The sequence below is a fragment of the Arenimonas malthae CC-JY-1 genome, from assembly GCF_000747075.1.
GTDB lineage: Bacteria > Pseudomonadota > Gammaproteobacteria > Xanthomonadales > Xanthomonadaceae > Arenimonas > Arenimonas malthae.
In genome coordinates, this window is sequence record NZ_AVCH01000002.1 from 12552 (window position 1) to 31435 (window position 18884).

Annotated in this window: 17 protein-coding genes; 12 read left to right on the forward strand and 5 right to left on the reverse strand. The window is 70.7% G+C overall.

Translation table 11 applies throughout. The features are described 5' to 3' along the window. On the forward strand, positions 1-1158 hold the full coding sequence (locus tag N790_RS00890) for an isovaleryl-CoA dehydrogenase (protein WP_043799714.1): 1158 nt from the start codon (positions 1-3) through the stop codon (positions 1156-1158). 4 nt (positions 1159-1162) lie between these two features. Here the strand turns inward: N790_RS00890 and N790_RS00895 are convergent, their stop codons facing one another. Further along, positions 1163-2218, reverse strand: coding sequence for a bifunctional transcriptional activator/DNA repair enzyme AdaA (locus N790_RS00895; RefSeq protein ID WP_043799718.1), 1056 nt, complete (start codon positions 2216-2218; stop codon positions 1163-1165). 215 nt (positions 2219-2433) lie between these two features. Here N790_RS00895 and N790_RS00900 point away from each other — a divergent pair, with 215 nt between their 5' ends. From N790_RS00900 to N790_RS00910, 3 genes are all read left to right on the forward strand, one after another. After that, positions 2434-3609, forward strand: a complete 1176-nt coding sequence (locus N790_RS00900) for a thiolase family protein (protein WP_043799720.1) — start codon at positions 2434-2436, stop codon at positions 3607-3609. Between the two features lie 144 nt (positions 3610-3753). Next, positions 3754-4140, forward strand: a complete 387-nt coding sequence (locus tag N790_RS00905; protein WP_043799723.1) for a hypothetical protein — start codon at positions 3754-3756, stop codon at positions 4138-4140. Between the two features lie 90 nt (positions 4141-4230). Then, positions 4231-5838 carry a carboxyl transferase domain-containing protein gene (locus tag N790_RS00910; RefSeq protein WP_043799724.1) on the forward strand — a complete coding sequence of 536 codons (1608 nt, stop codon included), beginning with the start codon at positions 4231-4233 and terminating at the stop codon, positions 5836-5838. Positions 5839-5933: 95 nt separating this feature from the next. On the opposite strand, the gene N790_RS00915 is transcribed toward N790_RS00910, so the two are convergent. From N790_RS00915 to N790_RS00925, 3 genes are read right to left on the reverse strand one after another with little or no spacing between them, the layout of a single operon-like run. Further along, positions 5934-6176, reverse strand: coding sequence for a DUF6587 family protein (locus tag N790_RS00915; RefSeq protein WP_043799726.1), 243 nt, complete (start codon positions 6174-6176; stop codon positions 5934-5936). Continuing rightward, positions 6173-8008: a ferrous iron transporter B gene (gene feoB, locus N790_RS00920; RefSeq protein ID WP_043799728.1), complete on the reverse strand. Its 1836-nt coding sequence runs from the start codon at positions 8006-8008 to the stop codon at positions 6173-6175. The genes N790_RS00915 and feoB overlap by 4 nt, the downstream gene beginning before the upstream one ends. Then, the gene (locus tag N790_RS00925; protein ID WP_043799800.1) at positions 8009-8251 is read right to left on the reverse strand and encodes a FeoA family protein; all 243 of its coding nucleotides are present in this window, start codon (positions 8249-8251) and stop codon (positions 8009-8011) included. A 125-nt stretch (positions 8252-8376) separates the two neighbouring features. Between N790_RS00925 and N790_RS00930 the strand changes: the two genes are divergently transcribed. The 7 genes from N790_RS00930 (at position 8377) to efpL (ending at position 16710) form a co-directional block, all read left to right on the forward strand. Continuing rightward, entirely contained in the window at positions 8377-9168 is a 792-nt protein-coding gene (locus N790_RS00930; RefSeq protein WP_043799729.1) for an enoyl-CoA hydratase-related protein, read from the forward strand. Between the two features lie 20 nt (positions 9169-9188). Then, positions 9189-11189, forward strand: coding sequence for an acetyl/propionyl/methylcrotonyl-CoA carboxylase subunit alpha (locus N790_RS00935; RefSeq protein ID WP_043799730.1), 2001 nt, complete (start codon positions 9189-9191; stop codon positions 11187-11189). Further along, positions 11186-12079, forward strand: a complete 894-nt coding sequence (locus tag N790_RS00940) for a hydroxymethylglutaryl-CoA lyase (protein ID WP_043799732.1) — start codon at positions 11186-11188, stop codon at positions 12077-12079. Before N790_RS00935 ends, N790_RS00940 begins: the two co-directional genes overlap by 4 nt. A 68-nt stretch (positions 12080-12147) precedes the next feature. Further along, on the forward strand, positions 12148-14736 hold the full coding sequence (locus N790_RS15035; RefSeq protein WP_052385569.1) for a sensor domain-containing protein: 2589 nt from the start codon (positions 12148-12150) through the stop codon (positions 14734-14736). Then, positions 14733-15224: a GNAT family N-acetyltransferase gene (locus N790_RS00955; RefSeq protein ID WP_043799735.1), complete on the forward strand. Its 492-nt coding sequence runs from the start codon at positions 14733-14735 to the stop codon at positions 15222-15224. The genes N790_RS15035 and N790_RS00955 overlap by 4 nt, the downstream gene beginning before the upstream one ends. 134 nt (positions 15225-15358) lie before the next feature. Continuing rightward, on the forward strand, positions 15359-16129 hold the full coding sequence (locus N790_RS00960; RefSeq protein ID WP_043799738.1) for an SDR family NAD(P)-dependent oxidoreductase: 771 nt from the start codon (positions 15359-15361) through the stop codon (positions 16127-16129). 17 nt (positions 16130-16146) lie between these two features. Then, complete coding sequence (efpL, locus tag N790_RS00965; protein ID WP_043799740.1) at positions 16147-16710, forward strand: elongation factor P-like protein EfpL; 564 nt, start codon at positions 16147-16149, stop codon at positions 16708-16710. Here efpL and N790_RS00970 read toward each other — a convergent pair. After that, on the reverse strand, positions 16694-17245 hold the full coding sequence (locus N790_RS00970; protein ID WP_043799742.1) for an NUDIX hydrolase: 552 nt from the start codon (positions 17243-17245) through the stop codon (positions 16694-16696). The two genes, efpL and N790_RS00970, sit on opposite strands and share 17 nt — an antisense overlap. A 175-nt stretch (positions 17246-17420) precedes the next feature. Here N790_RS00970 and N790_RS00975 point away from each other — a divergent pair, with 175 nt between their 5' ends. Then, positions 17421-18884, forward strand: a complete 1464-nt coding sequence (locus N790_RS00975; RefSeq protein WP_043799744.1) for an amino acid permease — start codon at positions 17421-17423, stop codon at positions 18882-18884.

Genomic DNA, 18884 nt, shown 5'->3' on the forward strand with positions numbered 1-18884 from the left:
ATGCGCACGTTCCCCCTCGGCGAAGACCTCGATGCCCTGCGCGACGCCGTCCGGCGCTTCGCCGAGACCGAGATCGCGCCGCGGGCCGCGCAGGTCGACCACGACAACGCCTTCCCCCAGGACCTGTGGCCCAAGCTGGGCGAGCTGGGCCTGCTGGGCATGACCGTGCCCGCCGAATACGGCGGCTCGGGCATGGGCTACCTGGCCCACCTGGTGGCGATGGAGGAAATCTCCCGCGCCTCCGGCTCCATCGGCCTGAGCTACGGCGCGCATTCGAACCTGTGCGTGGCCAACCTCTACGCCAACGGCAGCGAGGCGCAGCGCCACAAGTACCTGCCCAAGCTGTGCAGCGGCGAGTGGAAGGGCGCGCTGGCCATGAGCGAGCCGGGCGCCGGTTCCGACGTGGTGGGCTCGATGAGCTGCCGCGCCGAGCTGAAGGGCGACGTCTGGGTCGCCAACGGCAACAAGATGTGGATCACCAACGGCCCCGAGGCCGACGTGCTGATCGTCTACATGCGCACCGCCGGCAAGGAAGCGGGCTCGCGCAGCATGACCGCCTTCCTGGTGGAGAAGGGCATGAAGGGCTTCTCCACCGCCCAGAAGCTCGACAAGCTGGGCATGCGCGGCTCCAACACCTGCGAGCTGGTGTTCGAGAACTGCGAGATTCCGGCCGAAAACGTCCTGGGCGAAGTGAACCAGGGCGTGAAGGTGCTGATGAGCGGCCTGAACACCGAGCGGCTGGTGCTCACCGGCGGCCCGCTGGGCCTGATGCAGGCGGCGCTGGACATCGCCCTGCCCTACGTGCGCGAGCGCAAGCAGTTCGACGCCGCCATCGGCACCTTCGGCATCATGCAGGCCAAGATCGCCGACATGTACACCGCGCTGCAGTCGTCCCGCGCCTTCGCCTACCAGGTGGCCCGCGACTACGACGCCGGCCACGCCAGCCGCGTGGACGCCGCCGCCTGCCTGCTGCACGCCAGCGAATCGGCGGTGCAGGTGGCGCTGGAAGGCATCCAGGCCCTGGGCGGCAACGGCTACATCAACGAATACGCCACCGGCCGCATCCTGCGCGACGCCAAGCTCTACGCCATCGGCGCCGGCACCAATGAAATCCGCCGCATGCTGATCGGCCGCGAACTCTTCGACGGACGCGGCTGAGCGCTCAGCGCGGCGCGGCCACGGCCGCCTCGTGCGCCAGCAGCCAGCGCTTGCGCTCCAGGCCACCGCCGTAGCCGGTCAACGACCCGTCGGCGCCGATGACCCGGTGGCAGGGGACCACGATGGCGACGCGGTTGTGGCCGTTCGCCGACGCCACCGCCCGCACCGCCGATTCCCTGCCGATGCGGCGTGCCTGCTCCCGGTAGGAAGACGTGGCCCCGAACGGAATGTCCTGCAGCGCCTGCCAGGCCAGGCGCTGGAGCGGCGTGCCCGGCAGGTCCAGCGGCAGTTCGAAGCGGGTCCGCGTGCCCGCGAAGTACTCGGCCACCTGCGCCTCCGCGTCCTGCACATGCCGGTTGGTTCCGGCGATGAGCGGCATCTTCAGGCGTTGCTGCAGCTCGCGCAGTTCGGTTTCCAGCATCCGCCGGTCGACGAATTCCAGCAGGCACAGTCCGACTGGCGTGGCGCAGGCGAACATGGGCCCGAGCGGCGTGGTGAACCGGTGCATCACGATGGCGGCGCCGCCGCCGGCGGGCGGCGCGCCCACGGTCTTTTTCATGGTGTACCCGAAACCGCTCATTGATTCGTAGCCGCTCGAGGCCCAGGCCTGGGTGGCGGAACGCCCGGCCTGCAGGGCCTCGAGCGCGGCATTGATCCGCAGGCTGCGCTGGAAGGCCTGGAAGGACATGCCGTAGTGGCGTTGGAACCATCGGCGCACCGCTTCCGGGCCCATCCCCAGCTCCCTCAGGCGGGAGTCGCGGATCCGCTCGCCGGGCGCCGCGCGCAGCTGGTCCATCAGCCGGCGGATGCCGGCCGGGGCGTCATGGGCGTTTTCGGTGGGCCGGCAAATCTTGCAGGGGCGGAAACCGGCGTCCATGGCGTCCTTGAGACGGTCATAGAAATCGACGTTCTCCGGCTTCGGCTTCCGCGCCCGGCATATCGACAGGCAGAACACCGAGGTGGTCCGTACCGCCGCGTAGAACACGCCCACGTGGGCGGGATCCCGCGCAAGCAGTGCCTCGTAGTAGCGCTTCACCGTGGCGGCGTCTTCGATCTTCATGGCAGGGAGCGGGGCCAGGGACCCCGACGGGAAAGGGTGACCCATGCTGGGGCCTGCTTCCCGCGGCGGCCACCGAAAACCGGACGAGTATTCCGGCCGGGCAACCCGGCGGCAAATACAGGCCGTTTCCGCCATCCGCGCCGACCTGACCCTCCCAACGGCCCCACCATCCGGGCGATAATCGCGGTCTTCCCGTCCTGAGTTCGGAGAATTCCATGTCCAAGGTCGTCATCGCGGGTGCCAAGCGCACCGCCCTCGGGGCCCTGCTGGGCCAGTTCACCGGCGTGCCGGCCACCCAGCTCGGCGCCACCGCCATCAAGGCCGCCGTCGAGCAGGCCGGCGTGGCCGCCGACAAGGTGGACGAGGTGATCATGGGCTGCGTGCTGCCCGCCGGCCTCGGCCAGGCCCCGGCCCGCCAGGCGGCCCTGGGCGCCGGCCTGCCCGCCGCCACCGGCTGCACCACCATCAACAAGGTCTGCGGTTCGGGCATGAAGGCCATCATGATGGGCCACGACCTGATCAAGGCCGGCTCGGCCAGCGTCGTCGTCGCGGGCGGCATGGAGTCGATGACCAATGCCCCGCACCTGCTGATGAACTCCCGCACCGGCACCAAGTACGGCAGCATGGAAATGCTCGACCACATGGCCTGGGACGGCCTGACCAACCCCTACGACAAGCAGGCCATGGGCGTGTTCGGCGAGCTTTGCGCCGAGAAGTACGCCTTCAGCCGCGCCGACCAGGACGCCTACGCCGCCGAATCCGTGCGCCGCGCCCTGGCCGCCCAGGCCGACGGCTCGTTCAAGGATGAGATCGCGCCGGTCACCGTCGCCGGCCGCAAGGGCGACGTGCTGGTGGACACCGACGAGCAGCCGGGCCGCTGCGACATCGCCAAGATCCCCACCCTGCGCCCGGCCTTCAAGAAGGACGGCACCATCACGGCCGCCGCCTCCAGCTCGATCAACGACGGCGCCGCCGCCCTGGTGCTGGCCTCCGAGGAGGCCGCCAAGGCCCAGGGCCTGGCCCCGATCGCCACCATCGTTGCCCACGCCGGCCACGCCCAGGCCCCGGAATGGTTCACCACCGCCCCGGTGTCCGCCATCGCCAACGTGCTGGCCAAGGCCGGCTGGCAGGTGGGCGACGTGGACCTGTTCGAGGTCAACGAAGCCTTCGCCGTGGTCGCCATGGCCCCCATGAAGGAGCTGGGCATCCCCCACGACAAGCTCAACGTCAACGGCGGCGCCTGCGCCCTGGGCCACCCCATCGGGGCCTCCGGCGCCCGCCTGGTGGTGACCCTGGTGAACGCCCTCAAGCGCCGCGGAGGCAAGCGGGGCGTGGCTTCCCTGTGCATCGGCGGTGGCGAGGCGACGGCCATCGCGGTGGAATTGGCCTGAGCACCGTACGGGGGCCGGCAAAAATTTATTTTCGCCGGAACCCGCTTTGCCCTTGACTCCCAGCCTGTTCCTGACATGATTTTGATGACGTACCCCGACGGGGTGCGTTCTGAAATTTCATACGTCTAGACGAGGAATTCACCCATGTCCCTGAACAAGACCCTGCTCGCCATGGCCCTGGGCCTGGCCCTGGCGGCCTGCTCCAACCAGGCTGAGCAGGCGGCTGACGCGGCCGACGAAGCCGCTGCTGCTGCCGAAACCGCCGCCACCGAGGCTGCGGACGCCGCTGCCGAGGCCACCGACGCTGCTGCCGACGCCGCCACCGCCGCGACCGACGCCGCTGCCGAAGCCACCACCGAAGCCGTTGACGCCGCTGCCGAAGCCACCGCTGAAGCCGCCGCCGCCGGTGCCGAAGCCGCCGCCGAGGGTGCCGAGGCGATGGCCGAAGGCGCTGCCGAGATGGCCGACCAGGCTGCCGAGGCTGCCGACACCGCCGCCGAAGCTGCCGAAGAGACCACCGACGGCGAGTAATCGCCGCCTGCGGTACCAAGCGAACGGGCGCGACGCGAGTCGCGCCCGTTTTCTTTTAAACTCGGCGGGTTCCCGCTCGGACGGACCCGCATGAGCCTCCTCACCAGCCACATCGACCCCCGCGACCCCGAATTCCAGGGCAACGCCGCGCAGCTGCGCGCCGCCGTGGCCGACTTCGAGGCACAACTGGCGCGCGCCGCGCTGGGCGGCGGCGAAAAGGCCCGCAGCAAGCACACCGAACGCGGCAAGCTGCTGCCGCGCGAGCGCATCGCCGCCCTGCTCGACCCGGGCTCGCCCTTCCTCGAGCTTTCGGCGCTGGCCGCCGGCGGCATGTACGACGACGCCGCGCCCGCCGCCGGCATCATCACCGGCATCGGCCGCGTGCACGGCACCGAAGTGGTGGTGGTGGCCAACGACGCCACCGTGAAGGGCGGCACCTACTTCCCGATGACGGTGAAGAAGCACCTGCGCGCGCAGGAAGTGGCGCTGGAAAACCACCTGCCCTGCCTGTACCTGGTCGATTCCGGCGGCGCCTTCCTGCCGCTGCAGGACGAGGTGTTCCCGGACAAGGAGCACTTCGGCCGCATCTTCTACAACCAGGCCCGGCTGAGCGCGAAGAACATCCCGCAGATCGCCGTGGTCATGGGCAGCTGCACCGCCGGCGGCGCCTACGTGCCGGCGATGTGCGACGAATCGATCATCGTGCGCGAACAGGGCACCATCTTCCTGGGCGGCCCGCCGCTGGTGAAGGCCGCCACCGGCGAGGTGGTGGACGCCGAATCGCTCGGCGGCGCCGACGTGCACACCGCGGTGAGCGGCGTGGCAGACCACTTCGCCGAAAACGACCGCCACGCGCTGCAGATCGCCCGCGACATCGTCAGGCACCTCAACCGCCGCAAGCAGCTGCCGGTGGCCGTGCAGCCGCCGCGCGAGCCGCTGTACCCGGCCGAGGAGCTCTACGGCGTCATCCCGCGCGACACCCGCCGGCCCTTCGACGTCCGCGAGGTCATCGCCCGCGTGGTGGACGGCAGCGAGTTCCAGGAATTCAAGGCGCGCTACGGCAAGACCCTGGTCTGCGGCTTCGCGCACATCCACGGCTACCCCGTGGGCATCGTCGCCAACAACGGCATCCTGTTCGCCGAGAGCGCGCTCAAGGGCGCGCACTTCATCGAGCTGTGCAACCAGCGCGACATCCCGCTGGTGTTCCTGCAGAACATCACCGGCTTCATGGTCGGCAAGAAGTACGAAAACGCCGGCATCGCCAAGGACGGCGCCAAGATGGTCACCGCGGTGGCCTGCAGCCACGTGCCGAAGTTCACCGTGGTCATCGGCGGCAGCTTCGGCGCCGGCAACTACGCCATGTGCGGCCGCGCCTACGGCGCCCGCTTCCTGTGGACCTGGCCGAACGCGCGCATTTCCGTGATGGGCGGCGAACAGGCCGCCAGCGTGCTGGCCACCGTGAAGCGCGACGGCCTGGAAGCCGCCGGCAAAACCTGGAGCGCCGAGGAAGAGGAAGCCTTCAAGGCCCCCATCCGCGAGCAGTACGAACGCCAGGGCCACCCCTACTACGCCACCGCCCGCCTGTGGGACGACGGCATCATCGACCCTGCCGACACCCGCCGCGTGCTCGGCCTGGCGCTCTCGGCCAGCCTCAACGCCCCCATCGAAAAGGACCGCTTCGGCGTCTTCCGGATGTGACCCCGCAGCAAATACTGTAGGAGCGGCTTCAGCCGCGGCGCTCTCCGCGAAGGGCGGTCGCGGCTGAAGCCGCTCCTACATGGAACCGTCGGGGGTTACTTGCAGCCTTGGCAGGTGTTGCAGCCGCCGGTGCCGCAGGCGCTGGCGCTGGCGGCCAGGGGCGGGCGCAGGGCCAGGCCCAGGCGGCGAAGCGCGGCGGGGCGGCCTTCCCGCTCAAGGAAATACGACAGCCGCGCCTGCGCCTGCCAGGCCAAACGCGGCAGGAAGCGGCGCAGCAGCGACAGCGTGCACGCCAGCACAACCGCCGCCACCACCAGCCACTGCAGCAGCGGGCTCATGACATCAGCCACGCCGTGAGCTGGTAGGTCACCAGCGAGGCCAGGTAGGCCAGCGCGAACAGATAGCCGGTGGCGAAGCCCGCCTGCTTCCAGCTGTTGGTCTCGCGCCTGATCACCGCGATGGTGGACAGGCACTGCGGCGCGTACACGTACCAGACCAGCAGCGACAGCGCCGTGGCCAGCGACCAGTCGGCCGCGATCAGCGGCGACAGCGAAGTGATGGCCTCGGCGTCGTTCGCCGCCGACAGCGCGTACACGGTGGCCAGCGCCGCCACCGCCACTTCCCGCGCCGCCAGGCCCGGGATCAGCGCGATGCAGATCTGCCAGGTGAAGCCGATGGGCGCGAACAGCGGCTCCATCCAGCGGCCGATGCGGCCCGCCAGGCTGTAGTCGATGGCCGGCATCGTGGCGCCCTCGGGCGGCGCCGGGTAGCTGGACAGGAACCACAGCAGCACGGTGAGCGAGAGGATGATGCCGGTGACCCGGCGCAGGAAGATGCGCGCGCGTTCCCACAGGCCAATGCCCAGGTCGAGCAGGTTCGGCAGCCGGTAGCTGGGCAGCTCCAGCAGCAGCACGTGCTCGCCTTCGGTGTGGCGCAGCTTCTGGATCACCCAGGCGGCCGCCATGGCGCTCACGATGCCCGCCACGTAAAGCGCGAACAGCACCAGGCCCTGCAGGTTGAACACGCCCCACACCGGCTGGTCGGGGATGAAGGCGCCGATGAGCAGCGTGTACACCGGCAGCCGCGCCGAGCAGGTCATCAGCGGCGCCACCAGGATGGTGGTGAGGCGGTCGCGCGGGTCCTGGATGGAGCGCGTGGCCATGATGCCCGGGATGGCGCAGGCGAAGCTCGACAGCAGCGGGATGAAGCTGCGGCCGGTGAGCCCGGCGGCGCGCATGGGCCGGTCGAGCAGGAAGGCGGCGCGCGGCAGGTAGCCCGATTCCTCGAGCGCCAGGATGAAGGTGAACAGCAGCAGGATCTGCGGCAGGAACTCCATCACCGTGCCCAGGCCGGCGAACAGGCCGTCCTGCACCAGGCTGCGCAGCGGGCCGTCGGGCAAGGCGCCGCCGGCGGCTTCGCCCAGCACCGAAATCCAGCCCGCCAGCGTGTCCTGCAGCGGCGCGGCCCAGCTGAAGACGGCCTGGAACACCAGGAACATCACCACCGCCAGGATCACCAGGCCCCAGACCGGGTGCAGCAGCCAGCGGTCCAGGCGCTCGTCCAGGCGGCTGGTGCGCTCGGGCATGGCCACGGCCTCGGCCAGCAGGGCCGACACCTGCGCGTGCAGGTCGCCGTGGTCCTCGCCCGCCTCGGGCGCGGGCGGCACCGCGTCGTCCAGCCTGGCCACCAGCGCCTCGGCGCCGTCGCGCTTCACGGCCACGGTTTCCACCACCGGCATGCCCAGGCGGGCCTGCAGCGCGGCCACGTCGATGGTGATGCCGCGGCGGCGGGCCTGGTCCATCAGGTTCAGCGCCAGCAGCATGGGGCGGCCCAGGCGGCGCAGTTCAAGCACGAAACGCAGGTGCAGGCGCAGGTTGGTGGCGTCCACCACGCACACCAGCAGGTCGGGCACCGGCTCGCCGGGCAGCGCCCCGCGGCAGACGTCGCGGGTGATGGCTTCGTCGGGGCTGGTGGCGTCGAGGCTGTAGGCGCCCGGCAGGTCGAGTACGCGCACGCTGCGGCCACCCGGGGTGCGGAACAGGCCTTCCTTGCGCTCGACGGTGACGCCGGCGTAGTTCGCCACCTTCTGGCGGCTGCCGGTGAGGCGGTTGAACAACGCGGTCTTGCCGCAGTTCGGGTTGCCCACCAGGGCGATGTTGAGTGCGGACACTCAGCGCTCCGGGCGCTGCAGGCGCACCCGCTGGGCTTCCTGGCGGCGCATGGCGAAACGGGTGAAGCCGACCTGCACCAGCAGCGGTTCGCCGCCGAGCGGGCCGCGGGTCACCAGGCGCACGGTCTCGCCGCTGACGAAACCGATGTCGCGCAGGCGGCGCGCCACCAGGTCGTCGGGGCCGGCGTCGTGCACCGCGTCCACGGTGCCCACCGCGCCGGTTTCAAGATCGGAAAGGACCATGTCGATGCCCACCTGTGTGAGAATGATTCGCATTATAAGGCCGGGAAGGCCCCGGCGACAGGGCCTGCCGCCACCGGCCGTCGGACGGCTTGCCGCTATCATGGCGGCTTCCCGAGGGAGCCCCCATGACCGAAGTCATAAAAATCGAGCGCAGCGGCGCCACGGCCCGGGTGGCCCTGGCCCGGCCGGGCGTGCACAACGCCTTCGACGACGCCCTGATCGCCGAGCTCACCGACGCCCTGCGCGGCCTGGACGCCGACCCGGCCGTGCGCGCCGTGGTGCTGACCGGCGAAGGCAGCACCTTCTCGGCGGGCGCCGACCTGGGCTGGATGCGGCGCATGGCCCAGGCCAGCGAAGAGGAAAACCTGCAGGACTCGCTGCATCTGGCGCGGCTGATGCGCACGCTCAACTTCCTCTCCAAGCCCACCCTCGCCCGCGTCAACGGCTCGGCCTACGGCGGCGGCGTGGGGCTCATCGCCTGCTGCGATTACGCCGTCGCCACCGAGGCGGCGAAGTTCTCGCTGTCGGAAGTGAAGCTGGGACTGGTGCCGGCGGTGATCTCGCCCTACGTGGTGCAGGCCATCGGCCCGCGCCATGCGCGCCGCCTTTTCACCGGCGCGGAGGTGTTCGATGCGCGCGAGGCGCTGGCCATCGGCCTGGTGCACGAGGTAGCGCCGGAAGGCCAGCTCGACGAGCACTTCGACCGCACCCTGCACTTCTGGCTCAAAGGCGGCCCCGTCGCCCAGCGCGAAGCGAAACAACTGGCCCTGCGCATGGCCGGCATGACCCCGGAAGCCGCCGAACGCATTGACGCCCAAAACGCCGCCCTCATCGCCCGCCTGCGGGTATCCCCCGAAGGACAGGAAGGCCTCACCGCCTTCCTGGAAAAGCGTCGCCCTGGATGGGTCGCGTGTTGAGCGCGGACCGGAGACCACGAATGTTTGAAAAAGTACTGATCGCCAACCGCGGCGAGATCGCCTGCCGGGTGATCCGCACCTGCCGCAAGCTCGGCATCCGCACGGTGGCGGTGTATTCCGAGGCCGATGCGCACGCGCAGCACGCGCGGCTGGCCGACGAGGCCTGGCCGATTGGCGGCCCGCGCCCGCAAGACAGCTACCTGCGCGGCGAAGCCATCCTGGCGGCGGCGAAGGCCAGCGGCGCCCAGGCCATCCACCCGGGCTATGGCTTCCTGAGCGAAAACGCCGACTTCGCCGAAGCCGTGGAAGCGGCCGGGCTGGTGTTCATCGGTCCCAGGGCCGCGTCCATGCGCAAGATGGGCAGCAAGGCCGGCGCCAAGCAGCTGATGCAGGCGCGCGGCGTGCCCGTGGTGCCCGGCTACACCGGCGAAGACCAGGACCCGGACCGCCTGCAGGCCGAAGCCGACCGCATCGGCTACCCGCTCATGATCAAGGCCGCGCACGGCGGCGGCGGCAAGGGCATGCGCATCGTGCGCGAGGCCGGCGAGTTCGCCGCGGCGCTGGAAAGCTGCCAGCGCGAAGCCGCCGGCGCCTTCGGCCGCGACCGCGTGCTGCTCGAGCGCTACATCGGCGAGCCGCGCCACATCGAGATCCAGGTCTTCGGCGACCACCACGGCCAGGTCATCCACCTCAACGAACGCGAATGCTCGGCGCAGCGCCGCTACCAGAAGGTGGTGGAGGAATCGCCCTCGCCCTTCCTCACGCCGGAACTGCGCCAGCGCATGGGCGAGGCCGCGGTGGAAGCGGCGCGCGCCATCGACTACGTCAACGCCGGCACGGTCGAATTCATCGTCGGTCCCGAGGGCGATTTCTACTTCATGGAAATCAACACCCGGCTGCAGGTGGAGCACCCGGTGACCGAGCTGGTGACCGGCCTGGACCTGGTGGAATGGCAGCTGCGCGTGGCCGCCGGCGAGCGCCTGCCGCGCCACCAGGGCGAAATCGAGAGCCGCGGCCACGCCATCGAAGTGCGCCTGTACGCCGAAGACCCGGCCGCCGGCTTCCTGCCCGGCTCGGGCAAGCTCGAGCGCCTGCGCCTGCCGGCCGCCTCGGCGCACGTGCGGCTCGACGCCGGCGTGGTGGAAGGCGACACCGTCACCATCCACTACGACCCGATGATCGCCAAGCTCATCGTGCACGACGCCGACCGCCCGCGCGCCCTCGCCCGCCTGCGCGAGGCCCTGGCCGACTGCGAGGTGGTGGGCCCGAAATCGAACATCGCCTTCCTCGAGAAGCTGGTCCGCCACCCGCGCGTGGTGAACGGCACCATCCACACCGCCTACCTCGACCGCCACCTCGAGGACGTGCTGCCCAAGGAAGAACCGCTGCCGCCGGCCATGCTGGCCCTGGCCGCCGCGGCCTGCCTGCTGCACGACGAGGCCGCCACCCTCGCCGCCACCGCGGCCGGGTGCGACCCGTATTCGCCCTGGGGCATCGCCGACGGCTGGCGCCTGGGCCACGCTGGCGAACGCCTGCTGTGTTTCCACTACCGCGGCGAACGCCTGGAGCTGCACGCCCGCGGCAGCGCCGGCAGCTACCACCTGGCCGGCGCGGGCCTGGACCTGCGCGTCGCCGGCGCCGCCTTCGTCGCGGGCCGCCTGGTGGCCGACGTGGACGGCCGCCAGTACCGCGTGCGCGCCGACGCCGACGACCAGCGCGCCAGCGTGCACGACGGCGAGCAGCGCTTCCGGCTCGAACGCGTGCCGGCCTTCCGCTTCGACGAGGGCGAGGCCGCCGGCGGTTCCGACCGCATCAGCGCGCCCATGCCCGGCCGGGTGGTGCTGGTGCGCGCCGAAGCCGGGCAGGTCGTGGCCGAGGGCCAGGAGCTGCTGGTGATGGAAGCCATGAAGATGGAACTCAGCCTGCGCGCCCCGCGCGCCGGCACCGTGGCCGCCGTGCAGGCGGCCGTGGGCGATTTCGTCGACGCCGACGCCGTGCTGGTGAAGCTGGAGGCCGAATGAGCACGCCCGCCCGGGTGCGCATCGTCGAAGTGGGCCCGCGCGACGGCCTGCAGAACGAGAAGGCGCTCATCCCCACCGCCGACAAGATCGCGCTCATCGACCGGCTCTCGGCCACCGGCCTGCGCAGCATCGAGGCCACCAGCTTCGTCAGCCCGAAGTGGGTGCCGCAGCTGGCCGACGCCGCCGAAGTCTTCGCCGGCATCCGCAAGGCGCCCGGCGTGAGCTACCCGGTGCTGGTGCCGAACCTGCAGGGTTACGAGCGCGCGCTGGCGGTGGGCGCGAAGGAAGTGGCGGTGTTCAGCGCCGCCTCCGAGGCCTTCAACCGCAAGAACATCAACGCCAGCATCGACGAGAGCATCGAACGCTTCCTGCCGGTGCTCGAGCGCGCCGGTGCCGACGGCGTGAAGGTGCGCGGTTACGTGTCCACCGTGCTCGGCTGCCCCTACCAGGGCGAGGTGCCGCTGGCCGACGTGGTGCGGGTGGCGCGCCGCCTGCACGAGGCCGGCTGCTACGAGGTTTCGCTGGGCGACACCATCGGCATCGGCACGCCGGGCAAGGCCCGCGCCATGCTGCGCGCGGTGGCGGCCGAAGTGCCCATGGCCGCGCTGGCCATCCACTTCCACGACACCCGCGGCCAGGCCCTGGCCAACATCCTGGCCTGCCTGGAGGAAGGCGTGGCGGTGGTGGACGCCGCGGTGTCGGGCACCGGCGGCTGCCCCTACGCCCCGGGCGCCAGCGGCAACGTGGCCACCGAGGACGTGGTCTACATGCTCGAAGGCATGGGCATCGCCACCGGCGTGGACCTGCCCGCGCTGGTGGCCACCGGCCGCTGGCTGGCCGGCCTGCTGGGGCGCGCCTCGGGCAGCAAGGTGACCTTGTCGCAGGCCTGACACCGGCTCCACGGGGCCGGTGTATTCTCGCCTTTCCCCCCTAGGCAGCGGCCGCCGGCCCTTTCTGCATGGAAGAAGGCAGCACCCCCACGGACGGCCAGGACAGCCCCGCCGAGAGCGGACGGCGCGGCCGCGACAACGTGCTGGTGGACCGGCTCGAGGCGCTGCTGGCCAGGGGCGAGGGCTGCGCCGACCCGGTGCTGCTGTCCGAATTGCTGGCCACCCTGCACGGCCTGCGCCGCGAGGCCCGCAGCGCGCGCCTGCGCTACGACAAGCTCTTCAACGCGGTGCCCGACCCGGTCAGCCTGATCGACGCCGACGGCCGCATCGTCGACCTCAACCGCGCCGGCGAAGTGGCCTACGGCCGCCCCCGCGATGAAATCGTCGGCAAGCTGGTGCACGTGCTCAACCCCGACCTGCCCAGCGACCACATGGCGCCGGTGCTGGAAACCCTGGCGCGCGACCAGACCCACGTGGTCGAGGTCTACAACATGCGCGGCGACGGCACGCGCTTCCCGGTGGAAGTGCACTCGGCCCGCTTCGAGGACGGCCCGAACCAGTACGTCATCGCCGTGGCGCGCGACCTCAGCCGCCGCCGCGAGGCCGAGCAGAACCTCAAGACCCTGCTCATGGCCATGGACAAGGGCGTGCTGGTGCAGGGGCCCGACGGCCAGGCCATCTCGGCCAACGCGGCGGCCATGCGCATCCTCGGCCTGCCCGAGGACCAGGACATCGTGTCGGGGCTGCACTGGCACGAGTGGCTCGTGGTGGACCACCGCGGCTGGCCGCTGCGCTTCGGCGAGATGCCGGCCCAGCGCGCCATCAAGACCGGCAAGTTCGTCGAAAGCACCCTGCTCGGCCTCTACCACCTGGGCCGCAAGCAGCTCACGTGGGTGTCGGCCACCTGCGTGCCGCAGTTCCAGCCGCATTCGGACAAGCCCTACCAGGTGGTGTCGCTGTTCTCCGACGTCACCGAACTCAAGCGCGACAGCGCCCTGTTCCTGCGCACCCAGGCCCTGGCCCGCATCGGCGGCTGGGAATGGGACGGCGGCCGCGAGCGGCTCTACCTCACCGACGAGACCCTGCGCATCCTGGGCCGCCGCGACGACCCGCCGCGCACCCTCGACGAAGCCCTGCGCCAGGTCGCCCCGCATGACCGGCCCAAGGTGGAGGAAGCGCTGGAAAGCGTGCTGCGCGACGGCGGCGGGCTGGACCTCGAGATCCGCATCGTGCGCCCCGACGGCCAGTCCACCTGGGCCCGCGTGATCGGCCAGGCCGAGGGCCGCGCGCCGATGACGGCGCGCATCACCGGCACCGTGCAGGACATCACCCAGCGCCGGCAGATCGAGGAAGCGCTGCGCAGCCAGGCGCGCACCGACCCGCTCACCGGCCTGTACAACCGCGACGGCATCCTCACCGAACTCGAGCGCCGGCTGGGCGAAGGCGGCGAAGGCAGCACGGTGGTCTACATCGACCTGGACCGCTTCAAGCTGGTGAACGACCTGCTGGGCCACGCCGCCGGCGACGACCTGCTGGTGAACGCCGCCCGCCGGCTGGAGCGCTGCGTGGGCGAACGCGGCCTGCTGGCCCGCTTCGGCGGCGACGAGTTCCTGGTGCTGGCCGACACCCGCGACGACCCGCGCGAGGCCGAGCGCCTGGCCGAACGCATCACCCGCGCCTTCGGCGACGCCTTCCGCTACGCCGGCGAGGAATTCACCATCACCACCAGCGTGGGCCTGGCGCGTTTCCCCGAGCACGGCGCCACCGTGCAGCAACTGGTGAACAACGCCGACGCGGCCATGTACGACGCCAAGCGCCGCGGCCGCAACACCTGGCAGACCTTCACGCCGGAGCTGGCGCGCCAGCAGCACGACCGCGTGCAGGTGGAGTCGCAGCTGCGGCGCGCGCTCGACAACGAGGAGTTCCGCCTGGTCTACCAGCCGCTGGTGAACCTGGCCGACGGCACGGTGCGCTCGGCCGAGGCGCTGATCCGCTGGCGCAACCCGGCGCTGGGCGAAATGCGCCCGGACCACTTCATCAACCACGCCGAGACCACCGGCGACATCGTGCGCATCGGCGCCTGGGTGATCCAGGTGGCCTGCCGGCAGATGGCCGCCTGGCGCGACGCCGGTTACCCGCTCGAACGCGTGGCGGTGAACGTGTCCTACCGCCAGTTCCTCACCGAGGACCTGGTGCAGATCATCACCGAGGCCCTGGCCGAACACGACCTGCCCGGGCACATGCTGGAACTCGAGTTCACCGAACGCGTGCTCATCGAGGACGCGCCCGACACGCTCACCACCTTCGAGGCGCTGCGCGCCCTGGGCGTGGTGCTGACCATCGACGATTTCGGCGAGGGTTACAGCGCGCTCAACTACCTGCGGCGGCTGCCGATCCACGGGCTGAAGCTGGCCCAGGGTTTCCTGCGCGGCGTGCCGGGCAACGCTTCCGACGCCGCCATCTGCCAGGCCGTGGCCGGCATCGCCCAGGCGCTGGGCCTGGAGGTGGTGGCCGAAGGCGTGGAGAGCAGCGTGCAGCGTGATTTCCTGCTGGGCCTGGGCATCCACCGGGGCCAGGGTTTCCTCTTCAGCCAGGCGCTCGAAGCCGATGCCTTCGGCGCCTTCCTCCGCCAGTCCAACGCCGCTTCGAACGCATGAGCCCGACCTTCTCGATTCGCCCCATCACGCCCGCCGACGACCTGGCGGTGGCCCGCATCATCCGCGGCGTCATGCCCGAATTCGGCGCCGACGGCCCGGGCTTCGCCATCCACGACCCCGAGGTGGACGCCATGTCGGCCGCCTACGACCGGCCGGGCGCGGCCTATTTCGTGGTCGAACTCGACGGCCGGGTGCAAGGCGGCGGCGGCGTGGCCCCGCTCGAAGGCGGCCCGGAAGGCGTGTGCGAGCTGCGCAAGATGTATTTCCTGCCCGCCCTGCGCGGCCTGGGCGCCGGCGCCGCGCTGATGCAGCGCTGCCTGGCCGAGGCCAGGGCGCTGGGCTTCCGCCAGGTCTACCTGGAAACCCTGCGCGGCATGGACGCCGCCCAGAAGCTCTACGAGCGCACCGGCTTCCGCCGACTCGACGGCCCCCTGGGCGCCACCGGCCACTTCGGCTGCAACCGCTTCTACCTCCTCGACCTGCCCTGAGCCCGGTCGACCCCCTGTAGGAGCGGCTTCAGCCGCGACCGCGGTTCGCGGGAAAGCGGTCGCGGCTGGAGCCGCTCCTACAGGGGCCGTGGCGACAGGGTAAAATCGGCGTTTTCCACCCACCCGGGGTTCGCATGAAGATCCAAGACACCCGCGCCGCCATCACCGGCGGCGTTTCCGGCCTGGGCCTGGCCGTGGCCCGGCACCTGGTGGCCGGCGGCGCCAAGGTGGCGCTGTTCGACATCAACGACGAGAAGGGCGCGGCCGCCGTGGCCGAACTCGGCGCCGGCAACGCCCGCTACTGGCGCACCGACGTCACCGACGAGGCCCAGGTGGCCGGCAACCTCGCCCAGGCGAAGGACTTCATGGGCGGGCTCAACGCCGCCGTGAACTGCGCCGGCATCCTTGGCGCCGGCCGCGTGCTGGGCAAGGACGCGCCGATGCCGCTGAAGAACTTCGCCACCACGGTGATGGTGAACCTGGTCGGCAGCTTCAACGTGGCCAAGGCCGCCGCCGACCTGATGCAGCACAACGCCGCCGGCGACGACGGCGAGCGCGGCGTCATCGTCAACACCGCCTCGGTGGCGGCCTACGAAGGCCAGATCGGCCAGGCCGCGTATTCGGCCTCGAAGGGCGGCGTGGTCGGCATGACCCTGCCGATGGCGCGCGAGCTGGCCCGCTTCGGCATCCGCGTGAACACCATCGCCCCGGGCATCTTCTGGACCCCGATGGTGGACGGCATGCCGGAAGCCGTGCAGCAGTCGCTGTCGGCCTCCATCCCCTTCCCGTCCCGCCTGGGCCGGCCGGAGGAATTCGCCGACCTGGTGGCGTACATCGTCGGCAACCGCTACATCAACGGCGAAACGATCCGCCTCGACGGCGCCGTCCGCCTCGCCCCCAAGTAACCCTTCCGAGCACGCGCATGAAAGCTTCCGAGATCAAGAAAGGCAACGTCATCGAGCACGCCGGCACCGTGTACCAGGTGCGCGACATCGAGCGCAGCTCGCCGCAGGGCCGCGGCGGCAACGTCAAGTTCCGCTTCACCCTGTATTCCGTGCCCGGCGGCACCAAGTACGACCTGAGCGCGGGCGCCGACGACGAACTGCGCGAGGTCGAGCTCAGCCGCCGCGCCAGCACCTTCAGCTACATGGACGGCAGCGCCTTCGTGTTCCTCGACGCCGAGGACTACACGCCCTACCAGCTCGACGCCGACGTGGTGGGCGACGCCGCGGGCTACATCACCGAGGGCCTGGAAGGCTGCTACGTGCAGCTGATCGAGGACGCGCCGGTGGCCGTGCAGCTGCCGCCCAGCGTCATCCTCGAGGTCGTGGACACCCCGCCCGAGCTCAAGGGCGGCACCGCCACCAAGCGCCCGAAGCCGGCCAAGCTCAACACCGGCCTCGAGATCATGGTGCCGGAGTACATCAGCAACGGCGAGAAGATCTGGGTCAGCACCACCACCGGCGAATTCAACGGCCGCGTGTAAGCCAGCGCGTCGCCATCCGGCGCATGGATTCGTCCATCGCCGGGTCGGCGGCGATCTCCGCCACCGGTTTCCAGGCCAGGTCCAGCGATTCCTCGCTGACCGCGAAGTCCTCGCGGCCGGTGGCGCGCACCACGAAGCGCACGTCGTAATGCCAGTGTTCCGGGTCGGCGCCGCGGGCCGGGATGGCATGCCGGTCGAGGTCGAAGATGCCGCCTTCGACCACCAGGTCCAGCAGGCCTGATTCCTCTTCCGCCTCGCGCAGCGCGACCCGCGCCAGGTCGGTGTCGCCATCGGCATGCCCGCCCAGCTGCAGCCAGCGGCCCAGCTTGCGGTGGTGGGTGAGCAGCACGCGCCCGCCGTCGGCGCTCACCAGCCAGGCCGAGCCGGTGAAGTGCCCCGGCGGGTGCGAACGCTCGAACACCGCCGCCGACGAGCCCAGGAAATCCGCGAACAGCCGGGCCACCCCGGCCTGCTCCGGCCATTGCCGCGCATAGGCCTCGAAGGCGGCGGCCAGGGGCGGGATTGCGGCACTCATCAGGCAGGCTCCGGGGGACGAACGGCCCGGCATTATGCCGCCTGCGAACGCCCCGACGGGTCCCTTGCCGACCTTTCCCCGGCCGGGTTATGGTGGCCCGCCATCGCGCCCAGCGCGCTGTTTTTCACCTGCCGCCGTCAGATGCGGCAGCACAAGAAGACCAAGGGGAGCCCGAATGTTAAAGAACCTGTTCGCCATCAAGCCGGTGGGACCGGCGCCGCACGTGGACGCCGGCGAGCCCATCGAGGGCAGCCTCGACGGCGAAGCCACGCTCAAGCGCACGCTGACCGCCCGCCAGCTGGTGTTCCTGGGCATCGGCGCGGTCATCGGCGCCGGCATCTTCGTGCTCACCGGCCAGGCGGCCGCGGTGCACGCGGGCCCGGCGATCATGCTCAGCTTCGTGCTCGCCGGCATCGCCTGCGCCTTCGCCGGCCTGTGCTACGCCGAGTTCGCGGCCATGATGCCGGTCTCCGGCTCCGCCTACTCCTACTCCTACGCCACGCTGGGCGAGTTCGTCGCCTGGTTCATCGGCTGGAACCTGGTGCTCGAATACATGTTCGCGGCCTCCACGGTGGCCGTGGGCTGGTCGGGTTACTTCAACAGCCTGCTCACCAGCATGGGCATCGGCCTGCCGACCGCGCTGGCGGCGGCGCCGCTGAACGTGGTGGGCGGCGAGATCGTGCACACCGGCGGCCTGATCAACCTGCCGGCCGTGGCCATCATCGCGGCCATCAGCGGCCTGTGCTACGTGGGCATCACCCAGTCGGCCTTCGTGAACTCGATCATCGTCGCCATCAAGGTGGTGGTGATCCTGATGTTCGTGGCCTTCGGCCTGCAGTACATCAACCCGGACAACTGGGTGCCCTTCATCCCCGAGAACACCGGCCCCGGCCAGTTCGGCATGGACGGCGTGGTGCGCGGCGCGGCCGTGGTGTTCTTCGCCTACATCGGCTTCGACGCGGTCTCCACCGCCGCCGGCGAGGCCAAGAACCCGCAGCGCGACATGCCCATCGGCATCCTGGGCTCGCTGTTCTTCTGCACCATCATCTACATCATCGTCTCGGCCGTGCTGACCGGCATGCTGCCCTACACCGAGCTGGGCACGCCCAAGCCGGTGGCCACCGCGCTCGAGGCCTACCCGAAGCTCGCCTGGCTCAAGACCGTCATCGAGATCGGCGCCATCGCCGGCCTGAGCTCGGTGATCCTGGTGATGCTGATGGGCCAGCCGCGCATCTTCTACTCGATGTCGAAGGACGGCCTGCTGCCGAAGTTCTTCGCCAAGGTCCACCCGAAGCACCAGACCCCGTACATCGGCACCATCCTGGTGGGCGTGTTCGCGGCCGCGCTGGCCGGCTTCCTGCCGATCGGCCTGCTGGGCGAGCTGGTGTCCATGGGCACCCTGCTGGCCTTCGCCACCGTCTGCATCGGCGTGCTGATCCTGCGCAAGACCCGCCCCGACCTGGCGCGCCCGTTCCGGGTGCCGTTCGCCTGGTTCGTCTGCATCGCCGGCGCCGCCGCCTGCCTTTACCTGTTCTGGCAGCCGTTCCGCGAGCATTGGACCCTGATGGTGGGCTGGACCGTGATCGGCATGCTGATCTACTTCGGCTACGGTTACCGCCACAGCAAGCTGCGGAAGTAA